The organism is Streptomyces sp. BBFR102, from assembly GCF_051397025.1.
Taxonomy (GTDB): domain Bacteria; phylum Actinomycetota; class Actinomycetes; order Streptomycetales; family Streptomycetaceae; genus Streptomyces.
In genome coordinates this window covers 3,167,512-3,188,012 of the sequence record NZ_CP195757.1, presented here as the reverse complement: position 1 = coordinate 3,188,012, position 20,501 = coordinate 3,167,512, and the positions used below count along the sequence as shown (strand labels likewise).

Below are 20,501 nucleotides of genomic sequence, written 5' to 3'. Positions count from 1 at the left end.
CCCGTCGCCGCCCGCCCCCGGGGCCCCCGGCACCCCGACTAGACAGGCGGGACGCGTCACCCCCGTACCGACCGCCCTCCGGGAGAGCCCGTGCCGATCGTCCCCCAGCACCAGAACCCCGAGCCGGAGGGGGACCTCCCCCAGGCCCAGCCCCTCCTTCCGGCCCCGCGGCAGGAACCCCGGCCGTCGGCGGCCGAGGCGCGGGCCCACCGTGTCATCGACCGGTCGGCCCGCGCCGTCTGGCGGGAGGTCGGCGACTTCCCGGCCCTCGCCGACTGGCACCCCGGCATCGCCTCCAGCACCGCGCACCTCGGCGACCAGCGGGTACGCGACCTGGTCACCACCGAGGGCATCCGGCTCACCGAGGCCCTCCAGGCTTTCGACGACACCCTCATGAACCTGGAGTACACCTTCGTCACCCACCCGTTCCCGCTCACCGGCTACCGCGCCCGCCTGGAGGTCCGCCCCGAGGGCGACACCCGCTGCGCGGTCACCTGGACGGCGACGTTCCGGCCGCTGGGCGCCGACGGGGCGGAGCTGGCCGCGCGGTTCGAGGAGGGCGTGTTCGCGCCGGGGCTGGAGGCGCTGGGGCGGGGCGAGGGGACGACCTCGGGGTGAGCGGGTGGGGCGCGGCCGTCACCGCGCCCCCGTGGCCGCCTGCCACACCGCGCGCGTCTTCTTGCCGGCCCAGCGCTGGGCGCGGGCCAGCCGGGGGAAGCGGTCGCGTCGGAGGCGGGCCGAGCGGTCGAGTTCCTCGGCCAGGCGCGTCGAGCGCTTCTCCACGTCGAGTTCGTCCAGGACGCGGTCGACGTCGGTGAGCAGGGCGCCGTGCAGCTGCCACTGGCGGGGGTGCTCCTGGACGTGTTCCAGCAGCAGCCGGGCGACGTGTTCGCGGCTGGTGCGGGCCGCCGACAACTCGGTGAGCAGGAAGGTCTCGGCCTCGTCGGCGTCCTTGCTGACCTGGGCGGTGATGAGGACGGCGAAGCTGTCGATGGCCCCGGCCATGTTGATGAAGACGTCCTGGAGGGCGGTGGCCGTCGCCTCGGGGAAGAGGGGTTCGTCGGTGCGCCGGCGGGCCAGGTCCGTGAGGGTGCGGGCGGTCACCCGCAGCACCACCGCGATGATCTCCAGAGTGTCCAGGCCGGTACTGAGCACGACCTGGGAGAGCAGGCCCTCCCGTACGCGCGGGTTGAGACGGAGGCTGTCCACCGCCCGGTCGAGGGACTCGTCCACCTCGGCGATGTCGTGGTTGAGGTCGCGTGCCTCGTGGAGCCGGGCGGCGGCGCGCTCGACCGGGGTGTGGCCCGCCACCTCCTCCCCGATGTCGATCAGCAGTTCCTTCATCCGCCCGGCGAGGTCCTCGATCGACTCGCTCGCCGAGGAGACCCACACCGGCGGGACGAAGACGGTGTTGAAGAGCAGGCCGACCCCGGCGCCGACCAGCGTCTCCAGGATGCGGGTGAGGGCGAGGTCGGTGGCGTGCGAGACACCGAGGACGAGCATGGCGGAGATCGCGACCTCGCGGACGAACTCCTCGGCCCTCACGAGGTGGCCCAGCGCCAGCCCCGTGACGATCAGGATGCCCAGGCTCCACCAGCTCAGCCCCACCAGCGCGCTGAACCCGACCGCGATCAGCACACCCGCCACCACGGCGTTCACCCGGCGGATGCCGCTGGTGAGAGTGGCGAACAGGGTGACCTGGACGACGAGCAGCGCCGTCAGCGGCGCGAGCAGCGGCGGCGGCTTGCTGCCCAGCAGCCACACCGCCGCCGCGTAGGCGAAGGTCGCGGCGGCGGCGGACCGGGCCGCCTGCGTGACGGTCGGGTCCTTGCGCCACCGGTCGAGTGCCGCCACCGGAGCGTAGGAGGTGAGAGGGCGCATCCCGTACGCCTTCCCGCCCCGGGCCGCCGAGGTCTTCGGCCACCCGGGTGGCACGGGATGCGGCCAGGTGGGGCGGGGGCACGGGCGTGGTAGTCACTCCGGCGGCCGGTGCCGCCTCAGGAGCCCGGCTCCCCGCTCCCGGGCTCGCGGGCGCGGGAGGTGAGGCGGTCGGCGAGGGCGACGACGAGGTCGCGCAGTTCGTCGGGGCGCTCGATGACGAACGGCCGGTCGAGTGCGGCGAGGGTCCGGGGCAGCCAGTCGAGCCGCTCCACCCGCAGCTCGACCCGCAGCCAGCGCTCGGCCGCCGGGTCCGGACCGCCCCCGGGCTCGTACTCCTCCAGCCTCGCGACGCTCGCGGGGAGGTGCGCGCGGATCTGCTCCACCGTGCCGTGGACCCGCAAGGTCACCTCGTGCCGGTACTCGGCCGTGGCGAAACCCGACAGGAGGCGCTGCGCGGGATCAGGCTCCTCGGGCGCTTCGAACGTGCCGGGCAGGGCCCTCGCGCCCGCGACGCGGTCGAGCCGGAAGCTCCGGTCCTCGCCGGCCTGGGCGTCCTTCCCCGTGACGTACCAGCGGCCCGCGTGGGCGACGATCCCGTAGGCGTGCACGGTCCGTTCGCTGCGCCGTCCGGTGCGGTCGGTGTAGCGGATCGAGACCGGTCGGCGGTGGCGCACCGCGTCGGCGACGGTGAGCAGGAGCCCGGCGTCCGGGCGGGCCGGGCCGCCGGGCTGATCCGTGATGGCGAGGGCCTCCCGGAGCGCGTCGAGCCGGCGGGCGAGGTGCTTGGGCAGCACCCGCCGGATCTTCGCCGACGCCGTCTCGTTCGCCGTGCGCTCCGCCGCCGTCAGCTCGGCCCGGCCGCCGGCGACCAGGCCGAGCAGCACGGCCAGGGCCTCGTCGTCGCTGAGCATGAGGGGAGGCAGGCGGTACCCGGGAGCCAGCCGGTAGCCGCCGTAACGGCCGCGCAGCGACTCCACGGGCACGTCCAGGTCGATCAGCTGGCCCACGTACCGCCGCACGGTGCGCCCGTCGACGCCGAGACGCTCGGCCAGCTCGGCCACGGTCCGGGTGCCGCCCGACTGCAACAGCTCCAGGAGGGTCAGCACGCGGGCGGTGGGACGGGGCATGTCCGCAGCCTAGGGCCGATACAGGACCGATTCCGTCCCCTATTCCTCCTAGCCTGCGAGGCGCACGCCCTCCCTCCCCAGCACAGCCAAGGAGATCCCCATGCGCTTCGCCTCGATCCGCGTCATCACCGGTGACGTCGCCCGCCTCGTCGACTTCTACGAGCGGGCCACCGGCGTGCGGGCGACCTGGGCCAACGACGTCTTCGCCGAACTCAGGACCCCGGGCGCCACCCTCGCGATCGCCGACACCCGCACGGTCCCGCTGTTCGCCCCGGACTCCGCCCGCCCGGCGGACAACCACAGCGTGATCACCGAGTTCCTCGTCGACGACGTGGACCGCGTCCACCAGAACCTGGCCGGCTTCGTCACCGACTTCGTCACCGAGCCCACCACGATGCCCTGGGGCAACCGGTCGCTCCTGTTCCGCGACCCCGACGGCAACCTGGTCAACTTCTTCACCCCCGTCACCCCGGAGGCCAAGGCGAAGTCCACACGCTGACGCCCCTTCCGCTCCGAACGGACCGCCGGAGGGGTGCCCCTCACACCTTCCCGATCCCCAACGTGTTCTCCCCCGGCAGCAGGCCCGAGCCGATCGCCGCGAGCCACAGCGGTTCCAGGGCCCCGACCAGGTGGTCGCGGTCGGCGGCGGGGAGCGCGCGCCAGGGCCTGGCCGCCAGTTCGTCGGTGCGGCGCTCGACGGCGGCCCGGAGTGCGCGGCCCGCCTCGGTGGCGGTGCCGTCCACACCGACCAGGCCGCGGGCGGCCAACCGGGACCGGGCGGCCTCCCACGCGGAGGTGCTCCAGCCCCGGCTCGCGAACACCTCGACCGGGGCGGCGCCCACCGCCGCGAAGGAGACCAGCGACTCGACGGGGTCGAGCCCGGCCTCCCGCAGGGCGGCCAGGTGCCCGTCCCCCCGGTGCTCGCGGATCACGGTGGCCGCCTGCCACAGGGCGGCGGAGGGCTCCTCGGGCCAGGGGAGCGCCGCGTTGGCCGCGCTCAGGGGGCCCGCCGCCGTCCCGGCCGCGGCCTCGGCGACCCGCCGGGCCAGGGTCGCCGCCGCCGCGACGCCGGGGCCTTCGGCCTCGGGGCCGAGGAGTCCGGCGTACGTCCGCACGACCGCCCGGGCCCGGGCCGCCAGTACCGCGTCCGGCGCCGCCACCCGCCAGCTCCGCGGGACGTACCGGGCGACCGTGCCGGGGCTGAAACTGTGGAAGGCGGCGGTCGCCTCCTCGGCGCCGACCGGCCCGAGGGGGGCGGCGCGCCAGGCGAAGTACGAGGGCCAGCGCTCGGCCGTGCCGTACCCGAGCGCCGCCGCCTCCTCGTACGCCTCGGGGGCGTAGTAGACCACCGCGTGCAGCGGTTCCAGCAGGTGCCACATCCGCCGGGCCGCCGCCCGCTCGTCGGCCCCCGCCCGGGTCTTCGTACCGTGCTTCGCCTCGTCCGGCATGCCGCCCCCGCCTCTCCGTCGCCACGTCGCCGCGCGGGATCGGCCCGCCCGGCCTCGTACCCCATCTAGCCACTGCCTAGATGGGGCCCCAGCCTGCACTCGGACCGGAAACTTGTCAATGCCTAGATCCCGCGTACGCTGCTCCCATGACCAGCGAGCGCGCCGACCGCACCTACCACCACGGCGATCTGCGGCGGGCCGTCCTCGCCGCCGCCGAGGAGGTGATCAGGGCCGAGGGCCCGCAGGCGCTCTCCCTGCGCGACCTGGCCCGCCGCGCCGGGGTCTCGCACGCCGCCCCCGCCCACCACTTCAAGGACCGCACCGGCCTGCTCACCGCCTTCGCCGCCGAGGGCTGGTCCCTCTTCGCCGACGCTCTCCAGGCCGCCCCCGACCTGCGCGAACGCGGCGTGGCCTACGTCCGGTTCGCCCGCGAGCACCCGGCCCACTTCCAGGTGATGTTCCAGCCCGCCCTGCTGCGCACCGACGACCCCGCCCTGCGCTCCGCCATCGCCACGGCCGGCGAGGCCCTGCGCGCGGGCGTCGCCGGGGTGCCGGGCGCCGACGCCCCGCACCCCCGCCTGGCCGGGGTCGCCGCCTGGTCACTCGCGCACGGCTTCGCCTCCCTCCTCCTCAGCGAGAACCTCGACGACGCCTTGGAGGGCCGCGCCCCCGAGGACGCGTTCCGCGAGGTGGCGGCCATGCTCTTCGCCCCCTCGGAGCCGGCGGGGGGCTGAGGGAGGCCCGGTGGGGGCGGGGCACCGGAACTCGGTGGCGGCCCCGCCGCCGGGGGACCCACCATGGCCGCATGACCGAAGAATCCGCACGCTGGACCCGCGCGACCGTCTTCCCCGACATGTGGGTCGACCCCGACGACGACCCACGCGAGAGCGACGCCCCGGGCCCCGAGGGCGAGTTGGCCACCCTCCAGGAGTTCCTGGCCGACTACCGCCTCACCCTGCGCATGAAGTGCGAGGGCCTCGACGCCGAACAGCTGGCCCGCCGCTCGGTCCCGCCGTCCACCATGTCCCTGCTCGGCCTGGTCCGGCACCTGGCCGAGGTCGAACGGGACTGGCGCAACTGGCTCGGCGAGGGCGAGCCCGCGCCGAAGCTCTACGGCGCGCGCGACGCCGACTTCCTCGGCGCCGTCGCCGACCCGGCCGAGGTCGAGGCCGCCTTCGCCGCCCTGGAACGCGAACAGGCGGCCACCGACGCCGCCCTCGCCGCCCACCCGGACCTCGGCACGCGCGTCGGCGAGGACGCCGTCGCCGTCCGCGAACTCCTGGTCCACCGCATCGACGAGTACGCCCGCCACTGCGGCCACGCCGACCTGCTCCGGGAGTGCGTCGACGGGCGGGTGGGGCAGTAGCGGGGGCCCGGCCCGACGGGGGTCGAAGGCGGGGCCGGGGCCGGGGTGGCTAGATGACCCCCTGCTGCACCATCGCGTCCGCCACCCGCTCGAAGCCGGCGATGTTGGCGCCGGTGACGTAGTCGCCGGGGGCTCCGTACCGTTCGGCGGTTTCGTGGCAGGTGTCGTGGATGGCGGTCATGATGGCGGCGAGTTCGTCCTCGACGCGGGTGGCCGGCCAGGTGGTCCGGGCGTGGTTCTGGCTCATCTCCAGGGCGCTGACCGCGACGCCGCCCGCGTTGGCGGCCTTGCCGGGGCCGAAGGCCACGCCGGCCTGCTGGAGGAGGTGGACGGCCCCCGGGGTGGTGGGCATGTTGGCGCCCTCGGAGACGGCCTTGACGCCGTTGCGGATCAGGGCGGTGGCGTCGGCCTCGGTCAGCTCGTTCTGCGTGGCGGAGGGGAGGGCGACGTCGGCGGGGACCTCCCAGACGCTGCCGCCCTCGACGAAGCGGGCCGAGGCGCCGCGCCGCTCGGCGTAGTCGGCGACGCGGCCCCGCTCGACCTCCTTGATCTGCTGGAGGAGTTCGAGGTCGATGCCCTTCTCGTCCACCACGTAGCCGCCGGAGTCGGAGCAGGTCAGGGCGTTGGCGCCGAGGGCGGTCAGCTTCTCGATGGTGTAGAGGGCGACGTTGCCGGAGCCGGAGACGACGGCGGTCTGGCCCTCCAGGTCCTCCCCGCGCTCGCGGAGCATCGCGGCGGTGAACAGGACGTTGCCGTACCCGGTGGCCTCGGGCCGGATCGCGGAGCCGCCCCAGAGCGGGCCCTTGCCGGTGAGGACGCCGGCCTCCCAGCGGTTGGTGATGCGGCGGTACTGGCCGAAGAGGTATCCGATCTCCCGTCCGCCGACACCGATGTCCCCGGCGGGCACGTCGGTGTGCTCGCCGATGTGGCGCGCCAGCTCGGTCATGAAGGACTGGCAGAACCGCATGACCTCGGCGTCCGAGCGGCCGTGCGGGTCGAAGTCGCTGCCGCCCTTGCCGCCGCCGATACCGAGCCCGGTCAGCGCGTTCTTGAAGATCTGCTCGAAACCGAGGAACTTCACGATGCCGAGGTTGACCGACGGGTGGAAGCGCAGGCCGCCCTTGTACGGGCCGAGCGCGCTGTTGAACTCGATCCGGAAGCCCCGGTTGACGTGGACGCGCCCCCGGTCGTCCTGCCACGGCACCCGGAAGATGATCTGCCGCTCGGGTTCGACCAGCCGCTCGACCAGTCCGGGCTCGGCGTACTCCGGCCGGGCCGCCAGCACCGGGGCGAGGCTCTCCAGGACCTCGCGTACGGCCTGGTGGAACTCGGGCTCGGCCGGGTTGCGGCGCTCGGTCTCGGCGAGGAGCGAGGCGAGCTGGTCCTTGGTGTCGTTGCGGGTCACCGGGGGGTCCCTTCTGGCGCGGGGGGTCCGGTCGTGGGGACCGGGCCAAGGTCGCCGGGCACGTGGGGACGGGCGCCGCCGACTACCGGCACGCGCGCGCACCGGTGTGCCCGGTGGAGTGCGCTCGGCGCCGTTGCCTCGCACAGTGCGGGGGCCGCCGTCCACGGAAGAACGGGACCCCCTTCGACCCTAAGTGTTGCGGGTGGATGAACAGCCTGACCAGACCACCCCCTCTTATGACCACCCTCTGAGACGCGAATCCATACATTTACGTCATTCCGCCAAGGAGGGTGATCGGGAGCGCGCCGCTCCGGACCCCGGCCACCCCGCCGAGCCGACCCGGGCACATCCCCGGGTCGGCTCGGCGGGTGTGTTCAGAGAGCCGCGTCGCCGCCCTTGAGCGTGGCGACGAACGTCTCCCACGCCGGGGCGGGGAAGACGAACGCCCCGCGTTCGCGATCCTTGGTGTCCCGGACGGCCATGCGCCCGCCGTCCAGCGCGGCGGCTTCTACGCACTGGCCGCCCTGGTTGTTGCTGTAGCTCGACGTGAACCAGCGGGCGCCGGGCGGTGTGGGGTGCGTGGTCATCGGATCAGTCCTCCTTGATCGCGTCGACGAACACCCGCCAGGCAGTCGCCGGAAAGACGAAGGTTCCCCGGCGCCGGTCCTTGGTGTCCCGGACGGCCATGCGCCCGCCACCCAGGAAGGCGCCTTCGACGCACTGGCCGCCCTGGCCGTTGCTGTAACTCGACGTGAACCAACGAACTTCGGACAGTGCTGCCTGACGGGTCATGGATCAGCTCTCCTTGATCGTGTCGATGAAGGCGCCCCAAGCTGCCGCCGGGAAGACGAACGCGCCGCGCTGACGGTCCTTGGTGTCACGGATGGCCATCTGCCCGCCGTCCAGCAGGGCCCCCTCGACGCACTCGCCGCCCTGCCCGTTGCTGTAGCTCGACGTGAACCAGCGGGCATCGGACAGCGTCGCGGGCATGGTCGTGCGCATCAGAACTCCTTGATTGCATCTTTGATCATGCCGAGGGACTCCTGCGGCCCAACGGCAAGTATCTGGAGGTCGGTGAACGCTTCCTCGTACTGGGCAACGTCCGCCCGCCTGCGCATGACCGAAGCACCGACCAGGTTCTCCAGGTAGACGATTGGAGACGCGTCCTCGAACTTGAGGAGGGTGAAGGAGCCGTCCATCCCGGCATGGATACCCGCCTTGAACGGCACTACTTGCACGCGGACCGTGGGCTGACTCGCCATCTCGATCAGGTGCTCAATCTGGGCGCGCATGACGGAGCGCCCGCCGACCTGGCGACGCAGGACCGACTCGTTGATGATCGCAGCGCACTTCAGAGGTTCGCTGGAACGGCGCATCGCTTCCTGCCGCGTCATGCGCACATCGACCATACGATCGATCTCGTCATCAGGGAGCGCACCGGACGACAGCTGATGAACGGCTCGGACGTATCCCTCAGCCTGGAGCAGACCAGGGACGAATTCACTGTGATAGGTGTGCAACGCCTCCGCCGTAGCCTCCAACCCCAAGTACGCCTTGAAGGTCGGGGAGATCGCGGGTCGGTACTGCGGGGACTGCCACCAGTCTTTCTTGGTCTTCGTCACCGCCGCGTACCCGACGAGGAGTTCGCGGATCTCGGGGGCCGCCCCGTATATCTCGCAGAGCGCCATCACGTCGGCCGTCTCCACGACGGCGTTCTCGCCCGTCTCCAGCCGGGTCAGCTTGGAAGGGCTACAGATCAGCTTGCGGACGACCTGGGTCGAGGTCAGTCCGGCGGCAGCGCGTAACTTCCGCAGCTCCCTGCCGAGTTGCAGACGGCACAGAGCCGGTGTCGCACTCTCCACGTCCGTGATCATGTTCGCGCCTCCCAGTGGGCGTCACCCAGTGTGACCGAGAATGTCGCGCCACCGCAAGGAGCTTTCCGCCCAGGAGCAGAAAGCGCCGCCCGGGAGCGCGAAGTGCCCGATTTGGGTCGATGCATCGCGCAGAAACACGCTCGCGCATTTCCGGCTTCACGCTTCCCGGGTGGCGGTGCCGCTGCCACGATTACTACCAGTTGCCGCGACAGCGCACAGGGCAACGGTGAAACAGGGGGGACCTGGACGTGCGCACCGCCCCATGCCCGCAGGTCAGGAGCGTCTCATGGCAGATCTCGAACACGTGGTCCCGGACACCCCCGAGCGTGTCCCGCTTGACATCGGCGCGGCCCGCGCCGCCGCCGACGAAGCCCTGTCGCTCCAGCTCGGCACCACGACGCGTGTCCGGATCGAGGCGATGACCGAGCGGCTCACCGGCCAGATCAAGTCGGCCCTCGCCGAACTTCCCCGGGACGCCCCCGGCCGGCCCCGGCCGACGCGCGAGGAGGCGGCGGCCCTGCTGGCGGCGGCCCGTACCGGTGCGGCGCTCGCCTACACCGCGTACGGCGCCATGCGCGATCTGGCCTTCGTCCTGCGGCACCTGGCCGGCCGGTGCGAGGCGGAACGGGCGGCACAGGGCGCGCCCGGGGCCGAGCTGGCGCCCGGTTCCCCGACGCGCCGATGATGCTGTTCGCCGTCGAGTGGCAGCCGCCGCGACTCGACACGGGTGACCTCGCGCGGATCGCCGCCCGCCTGCGGGGGTTGCGCCCGCTGGAATCGATCCTGGACGACATCGGCGACGTGATCGGCGACCAGGACCCGCCGGCCGCCGAGGCCCCGGTGCTCGCCGAGCGCCTGCGCGGCGACCTGGTGCGGCTGGAGGACGTGGCGGTCGCCGCCGACGACCGGGACCCGCGGGTGGCGCACCTCGTCGCCCGTGCCCGCGCGTTGCGCCGCCGCGAGGCGCCCACCGCCGCCCACCCGGTGACCGTCGCCCACCTGCGCAGGCTGGTCGGCGCCGCCGAAGCGCTCCTGGAGCGGCTGACCGAGACCGGAACCCTGCGCGCCTGCGCGTGAGCGGCCGACCCGGCCCCACGCTCCCCTCCCCCTTCCCGAAGGAGTCACCGTGTCCAGCCTCCGAAGCCATCTGGAATGGAAGGCCGAGCAGATCCTCGGCCAGCTCCGGGACGGCCACTCGCTCGCCAGGCTGAGCGAGGTCTACGAAGTGCCGGAAGAGCACCTGGCCGCCCGCGTCCCCGACTGGCGCCGCCGGTACGCGCCGGGGGAGCCGACGCCGTAGGGGTGGCTCCGACGCCCGCGAGGCCCCGTCCGGCCCGCCCCGCGCGGGAGGCCGGACGGGGCTGCCTCACAGGAGGTCGGGCTCGTCCTCGTCGTCGTCCTCCCGGTCGTGGTGGATCACCCCGTCCTCGTCGAGGCGGGGCCGGACCTGCGAGGGCTCCTGGACGTTGACGTCGGAGGGGCGCGGGCCCTCCGGGCCGTCGGGGCCCCAGCGGACGAGGCGGCGGGCGCGGCAGACGCGGTGGACGGTGCCGAGGACCTCGACCTCGTTCAGGCGCTCGGCCTCGACGCGGTCGGCCGCCTGCGCGTACGCCTCCAGCTGGAGGGCCACCGCCGGCTCGGCCTCGGCGGCGCAGCTGCGCGCGTCGTCCTTGCGGTCGCCGAAGTCCCAGGCGATCAGGCCCCGTTCGCGCGGCTCGAACCAGCTGAGGCTGAACACCAGCGACTTGCGGGCCCAGTGCGGGGCGGCGTGCAGGGTGCCGCCGAGCCGCCAGCCGGGGCCGTTGCGCTGCACCAGCCGGAAGGCGACCGGCAGGATCAGCACGTCCGGATGGCTGACGATGGCCCGGCGGGCGTCCTGGCGGAAGTCGTCCGGGAAGGTCGCGGCGGTCTGCACCAGGCCCGTCATGAGCAGCCGCTCGGTCGCCTGGCTGGGAGTGAGGGGCGCGTCCGGGTCCAGGACCACGTCGTCGTCGAGCCCGCCCTCGGGATCGTGCTCCTCGCCGTGCTGCGCGACGGGCTCGGGGTCGGTCGGGCGGGGCATCTCGATGCCGTCCGGGCCGACGGCGGCGTACTCGTCGGCCCGGACGACACGGAACCGGGTGCCCAGCACGGTCAGTTCGTCCAGGCGCTCCCGCTCCAACCGGGCGACCCAGGGCAACAGGGCGCGCCGCTCCTCCCGGGTCGCGGACTTCTCGTACGCCCGCAGCCAGAGCATGTCCATGAGGGCGTCCCGGGCCTGCTGCGGGCACCCCTCCTTGACCGCGGAGACCACCCGCCAGCGGCGGTCCTCGCCGGCCACGTCCTGCGCGGCCACACCGAAGAGCGGCCCACGGATCAGCGCCGCGTCGATGTCCAGCGGAGCGTCACAGGCGTCCGCCTCCGTGACCGCCTCCACCGGGTCCTCCGGCGCCCTCACCACGATCCTGCGCGGCCCCGGCCACGTCTGCATTCCGTCATTCATGCCCACATCCTGCCGATCCGGGCGGGCCCGTGACCGGGTTTCCCGCATTCCTCCCTCCGCCGCCCCTCCTCCGTCCGGCCCAGCCGCCCCGCCCCGGCTGCCCGGGTGTCCGGCGGCCCGGCCCCACCTCGGCACACTGGTGCCATGCCCGATGCCAAGCCCGTCCCGATCCAGGCCGCCGGCTGTGTGCTGTGGCGGCGCGCGCCCGAGCCAGGAGGCGCCCTGGTGCTCTGCCTGGTCCACCGCCCCAGGTACGGCGACTGGTCGCACCCCAAGGGGAAGCTGGAGCCCGGCGAGGACCCGCTGACCGCCGCCGTCCGCGAGGTCCGCGAGGAGACCGGGCAGGACTGCCTGCCGGGCGCGCCCCTGCCCACGCTCCGCTACGAGGTCGGCGGGCGCCCCAAGGTGGTGCGGTACTGGGCCGCCGAGGCGACCGGCGGAACGTTCACGCCGAACCACGAGATCGGGGCCGTGCGCTGGGTCTCGCCGGGCGAGGCCCTCACCCTGCTCACCCGGCCCCGCGACCGCGACCTCGTCGCCGAACTGCTCCGCCTCCTCGGCCCACCGGGGCCTGCGGGCCCGGCCCGTCCCGGTACCTGACCCGGTGTCCCCGGGCGCCGGGGGAACCAGTCCGACAGGGGAGGTTCACCCCCCGTTCACCCCCCTCGGCAGACGGCGTCACCTGATCTGCCTAATTTCGGCCCTACGCGAGCGAGCCGCGAGCACCGCGGACTCGGCCGGTTTCTGGAAGGAATCCCCGACAGTGAAGCTTCAGCGCAAGAACAGGGCGCGCGCCCTGGCCCTCGGTGCACTCGCCCTGTCCGGCGCCCTGGCGCTGACGGCCTGCGGTTCGGACGAGACGGGCGACACCACCGGCGAGGGCGGCCAGGCCAGCGCCTCGGCGGCCGACGTCGAGTGCGGCAAGGGCGGGCAGCTCCTCGCCTCCGGCTCCAGCGCGCAGAAGAACGCGATGGACGTCTGGATCAAGAACTACCGCGCCGCCTGCCCGGACACCCAGATCAACTACAAGCCCGACGGCTCCGGCGCCGGCGTCACCGCCTTCCTCCAGGGCCAGACCGCCTTCGCGGGCTCGGACTCGGCGCTCAAGCCCGAGGAGATCGAGAAGTCGGCCGAGGTCTGCAAGGACAGCCAGGCCATCGGCCTGCCGATGCTCGGCGGCCCGATCGCCATCGGCTACCACGTCCCCGGCGTCGACAAGCTGAACCTGGACGCGGCCACCCTCGCGGACATCTTCAACGACAAGATCACCACCTGGGACGACGAGGCGATCAAGGAACTGAACCCCGACGCCGAGCTGCCCGACACCAAGATCCAGGCGTTCCACCGCTCCGACGAGTCGGGCACCACCGACAACTTCACCAAGTACCTGAAGGCCGCCGCGCCCAAGAGCTGGCCGTACGAGCCGGGCAAGGCGTGGGAGGCCAAGGGCGGCCAGTCGGCGCAGGGCTCCTCCGGCGTCGCCCAGCAGGTGAAGCAGACCGCCGGCGCCATCTCGTACTTCGAGCTCTCCTACGCCACCGACGGCATCAAGACCGTCGCCCTGGACACCGGCGCCGGCACCCCGGTCGAGGCCACCGTCGACAACGCCTCCAAGGCCATCTCCGAGGCGAAGATCGTCGGCCAGGGCAAGGACCTCGCCCTGGACCTGGCGTACGACACCAAGGCCGAGGGCGCCTACCCGATCACCCTGGTGACGTACGAGATCGCCTGCCAGAAGGGCAACAAGGCCGAGACCCTCGACGCCACCAAGTCCTTCCTCGGCTACATCGCCAGCGAGGACGGCCAGGCCCTCCTGAAGAAGGACGGCTACGCGCCGCTGCCGGCCGAGATCGCCGAGAAGGTCCGCACCACCATCGCCGACCTGGGCTGACGCCCACTGCGGGCCGGGCGCTCCGACCAAGGCGCCCGGCCCGCGCCCTCAGGTACACAACCCCATCCGCTCGATTCCGGTGCACCGCCGCCACCAGGGCACGAGACCGGCACCGCCGGCACCTCGCACCCTCAGACCGGAGAAATAGATGGACATGTCCATACACACCCCGCCGGACCCGGGGGCCCCGCGCGACCAGGGCCCCGGCATCCGGTCCGCCCCCACCGGCGGGACGCCGCCCCAGCCGGACGGCTCCCCCGCACCCCGCCGGACCGTCACCCACCTCGGCGACCGGGTCTTCCGCGGGCTGTCCCGGGGCTCCGGCATCACCCTGCTGGTGATCATGGCGGCCATCGCCGCCTTCCTGACCTACCGCGCGGTCGGCATCCTCGCCGCCAACGAGGGCAACTTCCTCACGTCCTTCGAGTGGAACACCAACGTCAACCCGCCGGACTTCGGCATCGCCGTCCTGGTCTACGGCACGGTCGTCAGCTCCGTCATCGCGATGGCCATCGCCGTGCCCATCGCGGTCGGCATCGCGCTGTTCATCTCGCACTACGCGCCCCGGCGCCTGGCGACCCCGCTCGCCTACGTCATCGACCTGCTGGCCGCGGTCCCCTCGATCGTCTACGGCCTGTGGGGCGCCCTCGTCCTCGTCCCGCACCTCGGCGGGCTCTACGAGTGGTTCGACGACTTCTTCGGCTGGACCGGCGTCCTGTCCTACCAGGGCGGCGCGGCCCGCTCCCTGTTCACCGTCGGCATCCTGCTGGCGATCATGATCCTGCCGATCGTCACCAACGTCAGCCGCGAGGTCTTCCTCCAGGTGCCGAAGACGCACGAGGAGGCCGCGCTGGCGCTCGGCGCCACCCGGTGGGAGGTCATCCGCATGTCGGTGCTGCCCTTCGGCCGCTCCGGCATCATCTCCGCCTCCATGCTGGGCCTGGGCCGCGCGCTCGGCGAGACCATGGCCGTCGCCACCGTCCTCTCCCCGAGCTTCACGATCATCGTCAGCCTGCTCGACCCGGGCGGCGGCACCTTCGCGCAGAACATCGCCAGCAAGTTCAGCGAGGCCAGCGAGGAGGGCCGGGACGCGCTCATCGCCTCCGGCCTGGTCCTCTTCGTCATCACCCTGCTGGTCAACAGCGGCGCCCGGGCGATCATCGCCCGCCGCAAGGAGTACTCGGGGGCCAACGCATGAGCACCGCGACCACCACCCGCCCCGCCCCGGGCGGCCCCGCCCCCCGGCTCAGCTCCGCGCGGCTGCCCCGCTGGACGCCCTGGATCGTCGCCCTCGGCTCCGTCGCCGCCGGCTGCGCGGTGGGCCTCGCCGCCGGGCTGAGCAGCGAGGTCCAGTGGGGCCTCATCGCCGGCCTGCTGTTCGTCGCCGCCAACTTCGCCCTGACCGCCCGCGTCGAAGGCCGCCGCCAGGCCAGGGACCGCCTCGCGACCAGCCTGATCTGGGCCTCGTTCGTCCTCGCCCTGGTCCCGCTGCTCTCGCTGCTGTGGGTCACCCTCGAACGGGGCGTGAAGGTCCTCGACGGCTACTTCCTCGGCCACTCGATGGGCGTGGTCGGCGACACCGAGACCGGCGGCGGCATCTACCACGCGATCGTCGGCACCCTGGAGCAGGTCGGCCTCGCCACCCTGATGGCCGTCCCGCTCGGGCTGCTCACCGCGGTCTACCTGGTCGAGTACGGCACCGGGAAGCTCGCCAAGGCCGTCACGTTCTTCGTGGACGTCATGACCGGCATCCCCTCGATCGTCGCGGGCCTGTTCATCTTCAGCTCCTGGATCATGATCCTCGGCTTCCAGCCGTCCGGCTTCGCCGGGGCGCTGGCCCTGGCGATCCTGATGATGCCGGTGGTGGTCCGCTCCACCGAGGAGATGCTGAAGCTCGTCCCCAACGAACTGCGCGAAGCCTCGCTGGCCCTGGGCGTCCCCAAGTGGCGCACCATCCTCAAGGTGGTGCTGCCCACCTCGGTCGGCGGCATCACCACCGGCGTCATGCTCGCCGTGGCCCGCGTCGCCGGCGAGACCGCCCCGGTGCTCCTGCTGGTGTGGGGCAACCCCCTCATCAACATGAACCCCTTCGAAGAGGGCCAGTCCTCGCTGCCGCTCTACGTGTACCAGCAGTACTCGGCGGGGCAGGCGCCCTCGATCGACCGCGCCTGGGCGGCGGCCCTCGTCCTGATCGCCTTCGTCATGGTCCTGAACATGGCGGCCCGCGGCATCGCCCGCTGGAAGGCCCCGAAGACCGGCCGCTAGAGGCCACGACAACCGGCTCCGTCCGCGGGGCCACGCGGAAAGTGTGAGTACAAGATGGCCAAGCGAATCGACGTCAGCGGCCTGACCGCCTACTACGGCACCCACAAGGCGATCGAGGACATCTCGATGACCGTGGAGCCCCGCTCCGTGACCGCCTTCATCGGCCCGTCCGGCTGCGGCAAGTCCACCTACCTGCGCACCCTCAACCGCATGCACGAGGTCACCCCCGGCGGCCGCGTCGAGGGCAAGGTCCTGCTGGACGACGAGGACCTGTACGGCTCCTCCGTCGACCCGGTCGCGGTCCGCCGCACCATCGGCATGGTCTTCCAGCGCCCCAACCCCTTCCCCACCATGTCGATCTTCGACAACGTGGCGGCCGGTCTGCGCCTCAACGGCAAGACCAAGAAGGCCGACCTCTCCGACGTGGTCGAGAAGTCGCTGCGCGGCGCCAACCTCTGGAACGAGGTCAAGGACCGCCTGAACAAGCCCGGCTCCGGCCTCTCCGGCGGCCAGCAGCAGCGCCTGTGCATCGCCCGCGCCATCGCGGTCGAACCGCAGGTGCTCCTGATGGACGAGCCCTGCTCGGCGCTCGACCCGATCTCCACCCTCGCCATCGAGGACCTGATCGGGGAGCTGAAGGAACGGTTCACCATCGTCATCGTCACCCACAACATGCAGCAGGCGGCCCGCGTCTCCGACCGCACCGCCTTCTTCAACCTGGAGGGTGTCGGCCGCCCCGGCAAGCTCGTCGAGATGGACGAGACCGAGCGGATCTTCTCCAACCCGTCCGTCCAGGACACCGAGGACTACATCTCCGGCCGCTTCGGCTGACCGACTCCCGCGGTGCTGCATGGCGGTGCCACCGCGGGAACCCGCCCGCTCCACCAGGGCGGGGGTACGCGAACGGGCCCGCGCCCCTCTCCCAGGGGTGCGGGCCCGTTCGCGTACGGCTCAGGGCGTACGCCCGGCGCTCATCACAGGAAGACGAAGTTCACCGCGTAGAAGCAGACCGCGGCGACCAGGGCGGCGGCCGGCATGGTGATGAACCAGCCGAGGATGATGTTCTTGGCGACGCCCCAGCGGACCGCGTTGACCCGCTTCGTGGCGCCCACGCCCATGATCGCCGAGGTGATCACGTGGGTGGTGGAGATCGGGGCGTGGAACATGAAGGCCGAGGCGAACATGATCGAGGCGCCCGTGGTCTCGGCCGCGAAGCCCTGCGGCGGGTCCAGCTCGATGATCTTCCGGCCCAGCGTGCGCATGATGCGCCAGCCGCCCGCGTACGTACCGAGCGAGAGCATCATGGCGCAGGCGATCTTGACCCAGACCGGGATCTCGTCGCCGGCCTGGTGGACGTCGGCGATGACCAGGGCCATGACGACGATGCCCATCGTCTTCTGCGCGTCCTGGAGACCGTGGCCGAGCGCCATGCCGGCCGCCGAGACGGTCTGCGCGATGCGGAAGCCGCGCTTGGCCTTGTGCGGGTTGGCCCGGCGGAACAGCCACATGATCAGGGCCATCACCAGGTAACCGAAGACGAGGCCGATCACCGGCGACAGGAACATCGGGATGACGATCTTGTCGAGGACGCCGGTCCAGATGACGCCGATGCCGCCGGCCAGGGCCGCGCCGACCATGCCGCCGAACAGGGCGTGCGAGGAGGACGAGGGGAGGCCGAAGTACCAGGTGATGAGGTTCCAGACGATGGCGCCGACCAGCGCGGCGAAGAGAATCCACATTCCCTTGTCGCCGTGGGGCGTCTCGATGAGCCCCTCACTGACGGTCTTCGCGACGCCCTGCCCGAGGAAGGCGCCCGCGAGGTTCATCACGGCCGCCATGGCGAGCGCCGCCCGGGGCGTGAGCGCCCGGGTGGAGACGGAGGTGGCGATGGCGTTCGCCGAGTCGTGGAAGCCGTTCGTGTAGGTGAAGCCGAGCGCGACGGCGATCGTCACGACCAGCGCAAAGGTGTCCACGAGAGTCAGGACTCCTTGACCGCGATGGTCTCCACCGTGTTGGCGACGTGCTCGAAGGCGTCGGCCGCCTCTTCCAGCACGTCGACGATCTCCTTGAGCTTCAGCACCTCGATGGCGTCGTACTTGCCGTTGAAGAGGTGGGCGAGGAGCTTGCGGTGGATCTGGTCCGCCTGGTTCTCCAGCCGGTTGACCTCGATCCAGTACTCCGTGAGGTTCTGCATCGTGCGGAGGTTCGGCATCGCCGCGGCGGTCAGTTCGGCGGCGCGGGAGATCACCTCGATCTGCATGTCGACGCCCTTGGGCAGTTCGTCCACCTGGTACAGCACGACCAGGTCGACGGCCTCCTCCATGCAGTCCATGATGTCGTCGAGGGAGGACGCCAGGGTGTAGATGTCCTCCCGGTCGAACGGGGTGATGAAGGAGGAGTTCAGCTGATGGAAGATCGCGTGGGTCGCGTCGTCCCCGGCGTGCTCCGCCGCCCGCATCCGCTCCGCGATCTCGGCCCGAGCGGAGGGGTCCGCCCCGAGCAGTTCCATCAGGAGCTTCGAGCCCGTGACGATGTTGTCCGCGGACGCGGCGAACATGTCGTAGAAGCTCGTCTCCCTGGGGGTCAGACGAAAGCGCACGTGGGGTCCTCGGGGTGCTCTGGATTCGGTCAGGCTGATGCTAGGCGCATCATCCGGCCACGGCTAACCGGCAGCCCCTCAGTGTTCCCTATCCGCACCCCGCACGGCCTGCCCGCCCTGCCATGGCAGGACGACGAAAGGCGAAGTTCGGTACCCTATACCCACCTGGGGTATAGGGGAGGCTGGTTCCGGCTGGTTCCGGACACTGTCCGGCTCCAGGCCGACGATACGACTTTCCGCTTGAGTACCCCGCCCCGCCCCCCGAAACCCCTTTCCAGGAGGACGCGATGACGACCACCGAGGCCGGAGCCCCGACCCCCGCCGCACCCTGGGCCGACCAGCGGGAAGCCACACCCGGCGACACCGCGGACACGCAGGCGCACCAGGGGGCGGACGTGACGAACGAGACAGCGGGGGCCGACCGGGCGGACGGCACCGGCGCGGTCGTCACCGGCCACGACCGCGGCGTCCACGGCTACCACCACAACAAGGCCGAGCACCTCAAGCGCCTGCGCCGCATCGAGGGGCAGATCCGCGGACTCCAGCGGCTGGTGGAGGAGGACGTCTACTGCATCGACATACTCACGCAGGTCTCCGCCAGCACCAAGGGCCTCCAGTCCTTCGCCCTCCAGCTCCTGGAGGAGCACCTGCGCCACTGCGTCGCCGACGCGGCCCTCAAGGGCGGCGACGAGATCGACGCCAAGGTGGAAGAAGCCACGAAGGCCATCGCCCGCATGCTCCGCACCTGACGGTCCGGCGGAGCCGTACCCCCGAGGGCCGGCGCGGAGGGCTACTCCTCGGCCCACCGGCCCGCGCAGACGGGCACCCGGGGCTCACGCACCCGCAGCACCTCGTCGATGACGGCGAAACTCAGGCGGTCGGCGGCAGCGGTCGAGGCGACGATCATCAACTCCCCGCACAGCTCTATCTCCGCGAGCGCCACGGCGTCCTGCACGCCCCCACCGCGCGTCCCGCCCATCCGCCCTCGCCTCTTCCCACGCCGTCGGCCGATCCTCCAGCGTAGGCAGGGCCCGACCGGTCGCACATGACACGGAGGGGCCATTTCCCCCACCCCCCGTCGGGACCAACCGGGCGGCCCGGCCGGGCGGCGGTGCGGTCCCGGGCGGCGGTGCGGTCCCCGGGCGGCGGTACCGGCCACGCGAGTACCGTGGACGTCGTGGCAGAGCCGACAGCACCTCCCGCGCCCCACGTCACCACCACCGTGGAGAAGGGGCGTTTCTGTACCGCACACTGCACCTGCGGATGGAGGGGCCCGGCACGCAGAGCCCGGTCGAAGGCCCGGTCGGACGCCGAGGCCCACCCGGAGGAGTACGGGGGCGGGCCGAGCCCCGCCGCGGCGACCTGAGCGTCGCGGGTTCAGGCGGCCAGGTCGCGGTCACGGCGGCGGCCGACGCCGACGGCACCGGACTCCTGGCGCACCTCTTCCTCCTGCCACTCCCCCTCCCGCCCCTCCTCCGGGGTGGCGGCCCCGCCCTGGACACCCTTCGGGGACCAGACCAGGCGGCCCACCTTCGGGGAACGGGCGACGAGCTTGGTGAGCGGGGTGAGGAGGGCCGAGGCCAGAGGGGAGAGGAGCAGGGCCACGGCGGTACCGAGGGCGAGGCCGCCGATCACGTCGGTCGGGTAGTGGACGCCCAGGTAGACGCGGCTGAAGCCGAGCAGGGCGGCGAGGGCGATACCGGCCAGCCCCGCCCACCGGTGGGCGATGAACAGGCCGACGGCAAGGGCCATCGCAAGGGTGGCGTGGTCGCTGACGAAGGAGAAGTCACCGCGGGCGGCGACCAGTTGCTCGATGCCCCGGTGCTGCTCGGCGGGGCCCAGGCGGCCGACGAAGCCGCGGATCGGGATGTTGACCAGCAGGGCGAGGCCGGCGGCCAGCGGTGCCCAGACGACGGCGGCGACCGCGCCCGCGGCCTCCTCGTCGCAAGCGGTGCGGCGCACCCGCCACCACGTCCACAGGGTCAGCAGGACGAGCGCGAGCACCAGCCCGTACTCACCGGCGAAGGTGACGACGCGGTCGACCCAGTCGGGGGCGGTGGCGGCGAGGCCGTTGATGTCGTAGAGCAGACCCACGTCGGGGTTCGGCCCGGTGGTCTCCAGTCCAGCCATCGCGGTGCGGCCCCTTGTCTGCTCGCCTGCCGG

General features: G+C 72.5%; 26 protein-coding genes. 13 read left to right on the top strand and 13 right to left on the bottom strand.

Annotated elements, in window-relative coordinates:
- Window positions 1-90: 90 nt before the first annotated feature.
- Window positions 91-618, top strand: a complete 528-nt coding sequence (locus ACSLIC_RS14110) for an SRPBCC family protein (protein WP_436738029.1) — start codon at window positions 91-93, stop codon at window positions 616-618.
- Window positions 619-636: 18 nt separating this feature from the next.
- Here the strand turns inward: ACSLIC_RS14110 and ACSLIC_RS14105 are convergent, their stop codons facing one another.
- Both ACSLIC_RS14105 and ACSLIC_RS14100 read right to left on the bottom strand, forming a co-directional pair.
- Window positions 637-1,881, bottom strand: a complete 1,245-nt coding sequence (locus ACSLIC_RS14105; RefSeq protein WP_436738028.1) for an FUSC family protein — start codon at window positions 1,879-1,881, stop codon at window positions 637-639.
- A 116-nt stretch (window positions 1,882-1,997) separates the two neighbouring features.
- Entirely contained in the window at window positions 1,998-3,008 is a 1,011-nt protein-coding gene (locus tag ACSLIC_RS14100) for a helix-turn-helix transcriptional regulator (protein WP_436738027.1), read from the bottom strand.
- A 100-nt stretch (window positions 3,009-3,108) separates the two neighbouring features.
- On the opposite strand from ACSLIC_RS14100, the gene ACSLIC_RS14095 reads away from it, so the two are divergent.
- Complete coding sequence (locus ACSLIC_RS14095) at window positions 3,109-3,507, top strand: VOC family protein (protein WP_436738026.1); 399 nt, start codon at window positions 3,109-3,111, stop codon at window positions 3,505-3,507.
- A 40-nt stretch (window positions 3,508-3,547) separates the two neighbouring features.
- Here ACSLIC_RS14095 and ACSLIC_RS14090 read toward each other — a convergent pair whose 3' ends face one another.
- Window positions 3,548-4,456, bottom strand: coding sequence for an SCO6745 family protein (locus ACSLIC_RS14090; protein WP_436738025.1), 909 nt, complete (start codon window positions 4,454-4,456; stop codon window positions 3,548-3,550).
- Window positions 4,457-4,602: 146 nt separating this feature from the next.
- Between ACSLIC_RS14090 and ACSLIC_RS14085 the strand changes: the two genes are divergently transcribed.
- The gene (locus ACSLIC_RS14085; RefSeq protein WP_436738024.1) at window positions 4,603-5,190 is read left to right on the top strand and encodes a TetR/AcrR family transcriptional regulator; all 588 of its coding nucleotides are present in this window, start codon (window positions 4,603-4,605) and stop codon (window positions 5,188-5,190) included.
- Between the two features lie 71 nt (window positions 5,191-5,261).
- Window positions 5,262-5,822, top strand: coding sequence for a mycothiol transferase (locus tag ACSLIC_RS14080; protein ID WP_436738023.1), 561 nt, complete (start codon window positions 5,262-5,264; stop codon window positions 5,820-5,822).
- A 49-nt stretch (window positions 5,823-5,871) separates the two neighbouring features.
- On the opposite strand, the gene gdhA is transcribed toward ACSLIC_RS14080, so the two are convergent.
- The 5 genes from gdhA to ACSLIC_RS14055 form a co-directional block, all read right to left on the bottom strand.
- Window positions 5,872-7,227 carry an NADP-specific glutamate dehydrogenase gene (gene gdhA, locus ACSLIC_RS14075; protein WP_436738022.1) on the bottom strand — a complete coding sequence of 452 codons (1,356 nt, stop codon included), beginning with the start codon at window positions 7,225-7,227 and terminating at the stop codon, window positions 5,872-5,874.
- Window positions 7,228-7,601: 374 nt separating this feature from the next.
- Complete coding sequence (locus ACSLIC_RS14070; RefSeq protein WP_436738021.1) at window positions 7,602-7,814, bottom strand: DUF397 domain-containing protein; 213 nt, start codon at window positions 7,812-7,814, stop codon at window positions 7,602-7,604.
- 4 nt (window positions 7,815-7,818) lie between these two features.
- Window positions 7,819-8,019, bottom strand: coding sequence for a DUF397 domain-containing protein (locus ACSLIC_RS14065; RefSeq protein WP_436738020.1), 201 nt, complete (start codon window positions 8,017-8,019; stop codon window positions 7,819-7,821).
- 3 nt (window positions 8,020-8,022) lie between these two features.
- Entirely contained in the window at window positions 8,023-8,229 is a 207-nt protein-coding gene (locus ACSLIC_RS14060; protein ID WP_436738019.1) for a DUF397 domain-containing protein, read from the bottom strand.
- Window positions 8,229-9,101 carry a helix-turn-helix domain-containing protein gene (locus ACSLIC_RS14055; protein WP_436738018.1) on the bottom strand — a complete coding sequence of 291 codons (873 nt, stop codon included), beginning with the start codon at window positions 9,099-9,101 and terminating at the stop codon, window positions 8,229-8,231. Before ACSLIC_RS14055 ends, ACSLIC_RS14060 begins: the two co-directional genes overlap by 1 nt.
- A 286-nt stretch (window positions 9,102-9,387) precedes the next feature.
- Here ACSLIC_RS14055 and ACSLIC_RS14050 point away from each other — a divergent pair, with 286 nt between their 5' ends.
- The 3 genes from ACSLIC_RS14050 to ACSLIC_RS14040 are packed head-to-tail and all read left to right on the top strand — an operon-like array spanning window position 9,388 to window position 10,401.
- A complete protein-coding gene (locus ACSLIC_RS14050; RefSeq protein ID WP_436738017.1) occupies window positions 9,388-9,786 on the top strand; it encodes a hypothetical protein in 399 nt (132 codons plus the stop codon).
- Window positions 9,783-10,178: a DUF6415 family natural product biosynthesis protein gene (locus ACSLIC_RS14045; protein ID WP_436738016.1), complete on the top strand. Its 396-nt coding sequence runs from the start codon at window positions 9,783-9,785 to the stop codon at window positions 10,176-10,178. The genes ACSLIC_RS14050 and ACSLIC_RS14045 overlap by 4 nt, the downstream gene beginning before the upstream one ends.
- Before the next feature lie 49 nt (window positions 10,179-10,227).
- Complete coding sequence (locus ACSLIC_RS14040; RefSeq protein WP_436738015.1) at window positions 10,228-10,401, top strand: hypothetical protein; 174 nt, start codon at window positions 10,228-10,230, stop codon at window positions 10,399-10,401.
- Between the two features lie 66 nt (window positions 10,402-10,467).
- Here ACSLIC_RS14040 and ACSLIC_RS14035 read toward each other — a convergent pair whose 3' ends face one another.
- The gene (locus ACSLIC_RS14035; RefSeq protein WP_436738014.1) at window positions 10,468-11,583 is read right to left on the bottom strand and encodes a DUF5954 family protein; all 1,116 of its coding nucleotides are present in this window, start codon (window positions 11,581-11,583) and stop codon (window positions 10,468-10,470) included.
- Window positions 11,584-11,727: 144 nt separating this feature from the next.
- Here ACSLIC_RS14035 and ACSLIC_RS14030 point away from each other — a divergent pair, with 144 nt between their 5' ends.
- From ACSLIC_RS14030 to pstB, 5 genes are all read left to right on the top strand, one after another.
- On the top strand, window positions 11,728-12,183 hold the full coding sequence (locus ACSLIC_RS14030) for an NUDIX hydrolase (RefSeq protein WP_436738013.1): 456 nt from the start codon (window positions 11,728-11,730) through the stop codon (window positions 12,181-12,183).
- 163 nt (window positions 12,184-12,346) lie between these two features.
- Complete coding sequence (pstS, locus tag ACSLIC_RS14025) at window positions 12,347-13,474, top strand: phosphate ABC transporter substrate-binding protein PstS (protein WP_436738012.1); 1,128 nt, start codon at window positions 12,347-12,349, stop codon at window positions 13,472-13,474.
- A gap of 148 nt (window positions 13,475-13,622) precedes the next feature.
- Window positions 13,623-14,672: a phosphate ABC transporter permease subunit PstC gene (pstC, locus tag ACSLIC_RS14020; RefSeq protein ID WP_436738011.1), complete on the top strand. Its 1,050-nt coding sequence runs from the start codon at window positions 13,623-13,625 to the stop codon at window positions 14,670-14,672.
- Complete coding sequence (pstA, locus tag ACSLIC_RS14015; RefSeq protein WP_436738010.1) at window positions 14,669-15,739, top strand: phosphate ABC transporter permease PstA; 1,071 nt, start codon at window positions 14,669-14,671, stop codon at window positions 15,737-15,739. Before pstC ends, pstA begins: the two co-directional genes overlap by 4 nt.
- Before the next feature lie 54 nt (window positions 15,740-15,793).
- Complete coding sequence (gene pstB, locus ACSLIC_RS14010) at window positions 15,794-16,570, top strand: phosphate ABC transporter ATP-binding protein PstB (RefSeq protein WP_436738009.1); 777 nt, start codon at window positions 15,794-15,796, stop codon at window positions 16,568-16,570.
- A gap of 143 nt (window positions 16,571-16,713) precedes the next feature.
- Here pstB and ACSLIC_RS14005 read toward each other — a convergent pair whose 3' ends face one another.
- Complete coding sequence (locus ACSLIC_RS14005) at window positions 16,714-17,712, bottom strand: anion permease (protein ID WP_436738008.1); 999 nt, start codon at window positions 17,710-17,712, stop codon at window positions 16,714-16,716.
- Window positions 17,713-17,717: 5 nt separating this feature from the next.
- Entirely contained in the window at window positions 17,718-18,338 is a 621-nt protein-coding gene (locus ACSLIC_RS14000) for a DUF47 domain-containing protein (RefSeq protein WP_436738007.1), read from the bottom strand.
- Between the two features lie 287 nt (window positions 18,339-18,625).
- Between ACSLIC_RS14000 and ACSLIC_RS13995 the strand changes: the two genes are divergently transcribed.
- The gene (locus ACSLIC_RS13995) at window positions 18,626-19,087 is read left to right on the top strand and encodes a metal-sensitive transcriptional regulator (protein WP_436738006.1); all 462 of its coding nucleotides are present in this window, start codon (window positions 18,626-18,628) and stop codon (window positions 19,085-19,087) included.
- A 41-nt stretch (window positions 19,088-19,128) separates the two neighbouring features.
- Here ACSLIC_RS13995 and ACSLIC_RS13990 read toward each other — a convergent pair whose 3' ends face one another.
- Both ACSLIC_RS13990 and ACSLIC_RS13985 read right to left on the bottom strand, forming a co-directional pair.
- Window positions 19,129-19,317, bottom strand: coding sequence for a hypothetical protein (locus ACSLIC_RS13990; protein WP_436738005.1), 189 nt, complete (start codon window positions 19,315-19,317; stop codon window positions 19,129-19,131).
- Window positions 19,318-19,715: 398 nt separating this feature from the next.
- Window positions 19,716-20,468, bottom strand: a complete 753-nt coding sequence (locus ACSLIC_RS13985) for a phosphatase PAP2 family protein (RefSeq protein WP_436738004.1) — start codon at window positions 20,466-20,468, stop codon at window positions 19,716-19,718.
- Window positions 20,469-20,501 lie beyond the last annotated feature (33 nt).